The sequence below is a fragment of the Streptomyces sp. CNP082 genome (assembly GCF_059570535.1).
On the sequence record NZ_JCANSZ010000021.1, the window covers coordinates 110,930 to 119,706 of the forward strand.

Here is an 8,777-nt window from a genome sequence, read left to right on the forward strand (position 1 = left end):
GGATGGGACTACGGAAATCAGGGGGTTCGGGGGTGCCCGGAGGACATCGCGGTGAGGAAGGACAGCCCGTCGACGGCGATCGTGTCCTGGCTCGGTGCCAGGGGCCGCCAGATCGAGGCGGCCGTCGCGATCGTCTCGTTGTCCCCGGTGAACGACTCGATCACCAGCGGCCCCCCGTAACCGGCCTCGTCGAGGGCCGTGAGGATTCCCGGCCAGGCGAGGTGGTCCGCGCCCGGAGCGCCGCGGTCGTTCCCGCAGACCTGGACGTGCGCGATCCGGTCCCCGGCCTGCCGGACGGCCGCCGGGATGTCCTGCTCCTCGATGTTCATGTGGTAGACGTCCAGGGCGACCCCGCAGCCCTCGGGCGGCAGGCCGGCCAGCGCGTCGAGCGTCTGGCCGACGGTGTTGACCACGCTCGTCTCGTAGCGGTTGAGAGGTTCGACCGCGACGGTGAGGCCGGCGCTCTGCGCGTGCTCCACCACGGGAGCGAGGTTGTCCCGCAGTTGCTCGTAGCAGGTGCGGCGCTCCGCGTCGGCCATCCGCCAGGTCCGTCCCACGGACGCGTAGACCGGCCCCGCGACCACCGGCGAGGACACCTCGGCCGCCACGTCGACCGCCTGCCGCAGGAAGTACTGCGTGCGGGTCACCGTTGCCCGGTCGGCCGCCACCAGCTCGCGCCCCAATCCCATCGCCACCACGACGGTGGCCGACAAGCCGAGCGAGTCGAGCAGCTTCGCCGTCCTGCCGGGGTCCCAGTCGCCGACGTTCTCCACCGGGAGTTCGATCACGTCGAAGCCCCACTCCCGGATGCGGGGCGCCAGCTCTGCAAGCCGCCCGTCGGTCAGGGGCGAGGTCCACACCCAGGTGTTGACCCCGAACGTCCTCGTCGCCTCCATCGGTCCTCCCATCGCGTTTCCCTTCGTCCACCGTGCGGTGCGGGGCGGACGTCTTACTGCGGCGCCCGGTCGGCGCCGCCGACGCCGAGGTACCTGCTCTGCAGGTCCGGCCGGCTGAGCAGTTCGCCGCCCGTGAACTCGGCCTCCAGCCGGCCGGACACCATGACGAGCTGGCGCCCGGCCATCCGGACCGCGGCGTGCAGGTTCTGCTCGACGACGAGTACGGCCACCCCCTCCGCGACCAGGCGGTGCACGACGTCGACGAGGACGTCGACGATGGTCGGGGCCAGCCCCTCGGAGGGCTCGTCCATGACGATCAGGTGCGCGTTGAGCAGCAGTGCCCGTCCGACGGCGAGCATCTGCTGCTCGCCGCCCGACAGCGCGGCACCGCCGTGCTTCTTGCGCTCGGCCAGCCGCGGGAACAGTTCGTAGACCGCCTCGGGCGTCCACCGCTTGGCGCGCGCCCTGCGGGCCAGCATGGCCAGGTGCTCGTCGACGGTGAGGGACGGGAACAGCCGCCGGCCCTGCGGGACGTAGGCGATGCCGGCGCCAGCGATCTTCTCCGGCGTCCGGCCCTCGAGCTGCGCACCGCGCAGCCGGATCTCCCCGCGCGTCGGCGGCAGGAACCCGACCAGGGTGTCGCAGAGCGTGGTCTTGCCCATGCCGTTGCGGCCGACGATCGCGACCGCCTCGACGCCCATGCTGAAGTCGAGGTCCTCCAAGACGACGGAGGCGCCGTAGCCGGAGCGCAGCCCGCGGACCTCCAGGAGGGGTGCGTCGTTCATGCCGGCACCTCCGTACCGAGGTAGATCCGGTGGACCCGGGGATCGCCGCGGACCTCCTCCGGGGTGCCTGCCCTGACCTGCTCGCCGTCGGCCATCACCACCACCCGCTGGGCGATACGGAATGCCACGTCCATGTCATGCTCGATAAGCAGCAGGGTCAGCTCCTCGCCGAACGACTCCAGCAGCTCGACGAGCCGCTCGCGCTCGCCGCGCGACAGGCCGGACGCCGGCTCGTCGAGCAGCATCACGTCCGGCCTCGTGGCGATCGCCATGCCGAGTTCCAGCTGGCGCTGCTGCCCGTGGGACAGCTCCCCGGCCGCGGCGTCGAGCTGCCCGGACAGCCACACCCGGTCCGCCACGTCGGCGGCCTCGTCGCTCATCCGCCGGTCGGCGGACGAGCGCCACAGCGCCCGGTGCCGGCCCCGCAGCCCGGCGAGTGCGAGACAGATGTTCTCGCGCACCGTGAGGCCGGCCAGGGCCCGCGCCTTCTGGTACGTCCTGGCGACGCCGAGGCGCGGCCGGTAGCGCGACGGCCGGTGGACGCACTCGACGCCCTTGATGACGACGGAGCCGCTGGTCGGGGTGACATCGCCGGCAATCACGTTGAACAGCGTGGTCTTGCCGGCTCCGTTCGGCCCGAGGACCGCCAGCCGCTCGCCCCGCGCGAGGGCGAGGTCGATTCCGCGCAGGGCGAGCAGGCCGCCGAACGCCACCGTGACCGCGCGGACCTGGACGACGGGCGCCGGGCCGGCGGACCCGGACGGCGCCGCAGGGGTGTGGGCCATGACCTGACCTCCTATCGCTGCAGAACGCCGTCGACGACGGGGATGGCCTTGCCCTCCCAGGGCAGGTCCCGCTCCTGGCACTTGGGGAAGTCCCGGCCGGGGGACGGGGTGTCCGGGCTGAACGTGCCGCCGAAGGTCTGGTCGACGCCGGGGACGATGGCCACGCTCTCCTGTACGACCTCGCCGGAGTCGTCGACGGCGAGGCGGGAGAGCCCGACGTCGACGATGCCGCTGCGGTTCTGGTCCAGGCTGATGTCGCCGTGCGGCAGGTCGAGGGTGAGGCTGCCGACGGCCTTCTGGAACGCCTTGGGGTCGGAGATGTCACCGTCGACCGCCTTGAGCCCCTCGACCAGCGCCACGCCGGCCGTGTAGTACCCGTAGAAGAACCCGAAGGCGGCGGCGGTCGACGGCGGGGCGGGCTCGTTGCCGCTCAGCGATCCCGGGATGGTCTCCCAGGTCTCGTCGGCGGCGGCCAGGTACTCCTTGATCTCAGGGGTCTTGATGTCGCCCGGCAGGGTGGCGAAGCCGCCGATGTGCGCGTCGGCGATGTCGGTGCCGAGCGCCCGGGCGAGGTCCGGGTTGAAGAAGAAGTTGCCCGCGTGCTGTTCGCCGGTCAGGTCGCCTTTGGCGTTGACGAACGCCTCCAGCGCCGCCTGCGTGCCGGTGCCGCCCACGGCCCAGAAGTAGCCGTCCACCTCGTCGGGGTCCGGCAGCTGCGCGATGTAGGAGGAGTAGTCGGTGGTGCCCAGAGGCGGGAACACCCGGTGGGTGACCTCGCCGCCGACGCCGCAGAAGTCGGCGACGAAGCCCGCCGCCGAGGTGTGGCCGAAGCTGTAGTCGTCGGCGATGACCGCGACCTTGCGCCAGCCCTTCTTGTGGTAGAGCAGGTCGCCGAGGCCGGCGTTCCAGATCGCGCCGTCGCCGTAGAACCGAAAGTAGTTCGGCGCCTGGACCTGCAGGGTCTGCTCCTGCGAGCCGGAGATGCCCGCGAGCACCGTGAGATCGGGCTTGCTCTTCGCGTACTCGGCGATGGCGATGCCCTCGTCGCCGGAGAGCGGGCCGATGATGACGTTGGCCCCCTGCTTCTCCACCAGGCGGCGCACCTCCTGGAGGATGCGGTCGGCGGTGTCGTCGCCGCAGCCGATGCCGACGAGTTCGATCGGGGTGCCCGCGACCTCCGCGTCGTTGAAGCCGTCGAGCGCGGTGGTGGACGAGTTCGGGCTCGCGCCGGCATACCGGGCGAAGGCGAGCGTCGTGCCCGCGACCACGTCCTCGTGGAATCCGCCGAACGGGCCCTCGCACTGGCCCAGGATCCCCAGCCGGACGCCGTCGCCCTTCGCGGAGAACTGCGCCGACTCCTGGTCCGCGGGCAGCCCGGAGGAGCCGCCGTCCCCGCTGCATCCCGCGGCCAGCAGTGCCAGGCTCGCCGCCATGGAGAGTGTCAGTGCCGCCGGGCGGCTGAGTCTGCTCATGGTCGTGTGACTCCCAGTTCCTTCTCGGTCGTGCGAACGGGCAGCGGTTGGCCGGCGGACGGGGTGGGCGGGCGGAGGCGGCGGCGCAGCCGCCTGGCGATCCCGGTCAGCCCTTCGGGCGAGAGCATCATGATCACCAGGACGATCACCCCGATCACGGTGTTGAACCGCGCCTCCGTGATGCCGATCCGGTCGATCAGCGGCAGATCACGCAGGTAGGTGAAGATCAGTACGTAGACGAAGGCACCCAGCCAGGCACCCTCGAAGGACGAAATGCCGCCGATCACCGCGATGATCAGCAGGATCAGGGTGGGGCCGATCGCGATCGACGCGGGATCGATCTGGCCGTTCCACCACACGTTCAGCAGGCCGGCCGCCCCGGCCGTGAACCCGGCCAGGGTGAAGGCCAGCGCCCGGTGCAACGGCGCGTTGAACCCCAGCGACCCCATCCGGACCGGATCGTCGCGGACGCCCTGCAGCGCCAGCCCGAACGCGGTCCGCCCGACCGCCCGGAAGCCGAGGTACGCCAGCACCGATAGCCCCAGGCCCGCGTAGTACAGCCGCACCGGCGGGCCCAGCAGGTCCGGCCGCTGGATGCTGGTGAGGCCGCCGGGCCCGGAGATCTCAACGATCTGGGCGAACACGTAGTAGCCGACGACGGCGTAGACCATCGTGAGCATCAGGAAGTAGAGCCCCGTGGAGCGGCTCGCGAGTGCGCCGAGGACGAACGCGGCCGCGGTGGTGACCACGAGGGCGAAGGCGACCGCCGCCCAGGGATGCCAGCCTAGGTTGAGGCCGCGGGCCCCGGTCTCCTGGGCCGCGTTGCCGTACATGAAGCCGGCGACGCCGAACAGCAGAAGCTGGGCGAGCGAGGTCATGCCCCCGTACTTGGCGAGGAACACGATGGCCGCCGCCGCCAGGCCCAGGACGAACGTCTGCGTCATGACGAAGTTGACGAAGTACGCCGTCGCCAGACTGGGCAGCAGCAGCAGGACGACGACCACGGCGGTCCCGAGGAGGTTGCTCCGGGTCAGCAGATCGCGCGGGGTCATGCCGGTCTCCCGAACAGTCCGTAGGGCCGGATCGCCAGGACCAGCGCCAGCAGGACGAAGGTCATGATGATCGCGTAGTAGGAGTACTCGCTCGGCAGGTAGGCGGGCGAGAACGCGACGACGGTGCCGTACAGCAGCGAGCCGGCCGCGGCGCCCCGGAGCGAGCCGAGGCCGCCGATGATGACGACGACGAGCGAGTTCAGCAGCCAGTTGCCGTCGGTGCCGGGCGCGGCTCCGGCGAAGGAGGCCCCGAGTACACCGCCCACCCCGGCCAGGAACGATCCGACGAAGAACGTGACCGCGAAGACCAGCTTGATGTTGATGCCGAGCCCGCGCACCATCTCGCGGTCGTCCACGCCGGCCCGGATCACCATCCCCGTGCCCGTCCTGGTGAGCCAGAGCCACAGCAGCACGCCGACCAGCGCGGCCACGCCGAGGATGACCAGCCGGGTGGCGGGGTAGCGCTCGCCCTCGATGGAGAAGAAGTGCGTGACCGCGCCGGGCCAGACCATCGTCTGGGCCAGTCCGCCGAACTCACGCAGCATCTGGTCGGCCAGGACGACCGTGAGGGCCAGCGTCATCAGCGCCTGCCGCAGTTCCTGGCCCTCGTTCCACTGCAGGAAGAGCTGCTGGATCACCAGGCCGGCCACGGCCGCGACGCCGGCGCCGGCCAGCATCGGCACCAGCCAGTCCAGCACGCCGACCTGTCCCGGCTCGATGTTGCGGGACCGGCCGACCATCGACTCCTGCACCCGGATGGCGATATAGGCGGCCAGCAGGAACAGCGAGCCGTGCGCCATGTTCACCGTGCGCATCAGCCCGAAGATCAGGGTGAAGCCGGACGCCGCGACGAACAGCAGCCCGGCGAACGTGACCGCGTCGAGCACCGTGACGAGGAACTGGCCCGGGTCCTCCGTCGCCGGCCCGGCCGGGGTGTCGTCGGCGAGGAACGCCACCCACGCGGCAAGGGCGGTGACGGCCAGGGCCACGCCCCAGAGGGGAGTCCTTCTCAGGGCCGCGCGCCAGCGTGCCGCAGAGTCCGCCGGCCCACCCCCCAGGCTCGCGTTCACGGCGATCCCGCGTAGTCGGGGAGCTGCACCTGCGCTCCCCCGTTCATGGCCGACGCGTGCGCGCAGATGCCCACCGACGTCCAGTTCGCCGCGGTGACCTCGTCGATCGCGGACGACCGGCCCTCGACGATGCACCTGATGAACTCGTGGGCCAGATGCGGATGCGAGCCGCCGTGGCCGCCGCCCTGGACGAACGAGAGGTGCTCGTTCTCGTCGTCGTAGACGCCACGGGTCGTGAACGGAGCGATCTCAGGCGGCAGCCGGTGCGCGAAGTCCGGGATCTCAATCGTCTTCGGGACCTCTCCGGTGTGCAGCACGTGCCCGGCGCCCCGAGTGTGTTCCCATTCGAAGCTCGCCCGGTTTCCGAACACCGTGAAGCTCTCGACGTACTCGTGCGCCGTCTCGAAAAGCGAGCGCGCGATCTCGGCACCGACGGGCGAGCCGCGGAGGGTGATGAGGGCGCTTTCCACTGCGAAAGGCGAGTCGTACTTGCGGGCGAGATGCGAGGATATCCGGCCGGAACCGATACACACGACGCTCTCCGCCAGCGCACCGGCGAGGCTCAGCACGGGACTCACCGCATGGGTCGCATAGTGCATGGGCGGCAGGCCCTCCCAGTACCCGGGCCAGCCCGCCATTTCCTGGTAGTGGGCGCCGCGCAGGAACTGAACCCGGCCTATCGTGCCGTTCTCCACGAGATCGCGGACGTGCAAGAACTCGCGGGAGTAGACGACCGTCTCCATCATCATGTACTTCCGGCCCGACTCCCGGACCGCGGCGACGATCTCCCGGCACTCGTCGAGTGTCGTGGCCATCGGCACCGTGCAGGCGACGTGCTTCCCGGCGCGCAGGGCCGAGACGGTGTGCTCGGCGTGGTTCGGAATCGGGGTGTTGATGTGGACGGCGTCGATCGCGGGATTCTGCAGCATCGCGTCAAAGCTGGTGTACCGGCCCGTGACGCCGAAGTGATCGGCGACCTCGGAAAGCGCGTTCTCAGTGCGCTGGCAGACCGCCACCAACTCGGCGTCGGGATGCGCCTGATAGATGGGGATGAACTCGGCACCGAATCCGAGTCCGGCAATCGCCACCCGTACCTTCTGCGTCATCGTTGACCTCCCATGGCCGTGTAGATTACGGAGGGCCGCGGAGACCAAGCCATGCGTTATCTCGCAGGGTGCCTTAGAATTTTTACATGCCCGTCCGCAGAACACGCCACGTCGCGCTGCTGGTCGAAACCTCGAACGCCTACGCCCGCGGTGTACTGGTGGGTGTGAAGAAGTACGTCGAAGCGCACCCGGGCTGGTCGATGTACCTCGCGGAACACAGCCGGCACGAGACCGACTTCTCGTGGCTCGAAGACTGGCACGGCCACGGCGTACTGGCCCGCATCGAGAGCGCCGAGACCGCCTCGTTCATCCGCCGGCTCGGCCTCCCCACGGTCGACCTCAGCGCGGCGCGGCTCGTACCCGAACTGCCCGGCGTCGAGACCGACGACGCCACCATCGCGCGGTGGGCCCTCCAGCACTTCGAGGAACGCGGCCTGCGGCACTTCGCCTACTGCGGCGACGAACGGTTCGGCTGGTCGCTCAAGCGCGGTGCCTGGTTCGCGGACCATGTACGCGAACGCGGCTCCGTCCCCCGGGAGTTCCGGATGAAGCCCTCGGGGATGCGCGCAGCCGACCGCGAGTTGCTCGCGGAGTGGCTTACGGACCTCCCCAAACCGGTGGGCGTCTTCGCCTGCTACGACATCGCCGGCCAGGAGGTTCTGGAAGCCTGCAAGACCGCCGAGCTGGCGGTGCCCGACTCGGTTGCCGTGATCGGCGTCGACAACGACGAGCTCATCGGCAACCTCACCACGCCACCGCTGTCGAGCATCGAGCCGGACACGACGCGGACGGGATATCTCGCCGCCGAACTCCTGGACCACGTCATGCAGGGCCACACCCTTGAACCGGGCCTGCGCCTGATCGAACCGACCCGGCTCGTCGCCCGCCGGTCCTCGGACATCCTCGCCGTGGAGGATCCCCTCGTCGCCGAGGCCCTGCGGTTCATCCGCGACCGCTCGGACCAGAGTCTCGCGGTCACCGCCGTACTCCGGCACATCGGGCTCTCCCGGCGCGCGCTCGACCACCGGTTCCTCAAGAGCCTGGGCCGGACGGTCCACGGCGAGATCGTGCGCGTCCGGGTGGCGCACGTCGCCGAACTGCTCTCCTCGACGGACTGGACGCTCCAGCAAATCGCCCAACGACTCGACTTCAGCCACTCCGAGTACATGAGCGTCGTGTTCAAGAAGCACACCGGCAAGTCGCCGGGCCAGTACCGCCGGTCCGTGAACGGAGCGGTGGCACGTCAGACCTTCTGGGGAGAGTAGCCGCGCCCAAGCGATCAGGCGGTGTTGCCGTCCGGCTTTGGTCCCTCCGGCTCCCCCGAGTCGCCGTGGGCAGGGGAGAGCACGCTGCGAACCAATGCCACTCATTTAAGCTCCTCGGCATTTCGTCATCCACTTTTCCACAGCGACACTCCCGTGCGTTCTGTGGATAAAGCGGCAGGTCTTTCCTTCTGTTCCTCCTCTGCCTGCCTTCTGCTATCTTCTCGCCATGCTTCAGGGCGATCGTGGCACCGCGCTCGCGGGTGTACGTATGACGGATCGAATCGGTGTAGGGGTCCTGACTCGTATCGTCGATCGTGATCTTGTCGACGAGGTGCTTGCCGAGACA

The 8,777-nt window shown here is 69.9% G+C and carries 8 protein-coding genes; 1 reads left to right on the plus strand and 7 read right to left on the minus strand.

What is annotated here, in order from left to right; all coding sequences use genetic code 11:
• Positions 1–17: 17 nt before the first annotated feature.
• The 7 genes from B124_RS18570 to B124_RS18600 form a co-directional block, all read right to left on the minus strand.
• Positions 18–896 (minus strand): sugar phosphate isomerase/epimerase family protein, encoded by an 879-nt coding sequence (locus B124_RS18570; RefSeq protein WP_496503993.1) that lies wholly within the window; start codon positions 894–896, stop codon positions 18–20.
• A gap of 53 nt (positions 897–949) precedes the next feature.
• Positions 950–1,681 carry an ABC transporter ATP-binding protein gene (locus B124_RS18575; protein ID WP_496503994.1) on the minus strand — a complete coding sequence of 244 codons (732 nt, stop codon included), beginning with the start codon at positions 1,679–1,681 and terminating at the stop codon, positions 950–952.
• The gene (locus B124_RS18580) at positions 1,678–2,466 is read right to left on the minus strand and encodes an ABC transporter ATP-binding protein (RefSeq protein WP_496503995.1); all 789 of its coding nucleotides are present in this window, start codon (positions 2,464–2,466) and stop codon (positions 1,678–1,680) included. Before B124_RS18580 ends, B124_RS18575 begins: the two co-directional genes overlap by 4 nt.
• An 11-nt stretch (positions 2,467–2,477) precedes the next feature.
• Positions 2,478–3,938, minus strand: coding sequence for an ABC transporter substrate-binding protein (locus B124_RS18585; RefSeq protein WP_496503996.1), 1,461 nt, complete (start codon positions 3,936–3,938; stop codon positions 2,478–2,480).
• On the minus strand, positions 3,935–4,990 hold the full coding sequence (locus tag B124_RS18590; RefSeq protein ID WP_496503997.1) for a branched-chain amino acid ABC transporter permease: 1,056 nt from the start codon (positions 4,988–4,990) through the stop codon (positions 3,935–3,937). Before B124_RS18590 ends, B124_RS18585 begins: the two co-directional genes overlap by 4 nt.
• The gene (locus B124_RS18595; RefSeq protein WP_496503998.1) at positions 4,987–5,979 is read right to left on the minus strand and encodes a branched-chain amino acid ABC transporter permease; all 993 of its coding nucleotides are present in this window, start codon (positions 5,977–5,979) and stop codon (positions 4,987–4,989) included. Before B124_RS18595 ends, B124_RS18590 begins: the two co-directional genes overlap by 4 nt.
• A 77-nt stretch (positions 5,980–6,056) precedes the next feature.
• On the minus strand, positions 6,057–7,166 hold the full coding sequence (locus tag B124_RS18600; RefSeq protein ID WP_496503999.1) for a Gfo/Idh/MocA family protein: 1,110 nt from the start codon (positions 7,164–7,166) through the stop codon (positions 6,057–6,059).
• Positions 7,167–7,252: 86 nt separating this feature from the next.
• Between B124_RS18600 and B124_RS18605 the strand changes: the two genes are divergently transcribed.
• A complete protein-coding gene (locus B124_RS18605) occupies positions 7,253–8,431 on the plus strand; it encodes an AraC family transcriptional regulator (protein ID WP_496504000.1) in 1,179 nt (392 codons plus the stop codon).
• Positions 8,432–8,777 lie beyond the last annotated feature (346 nt).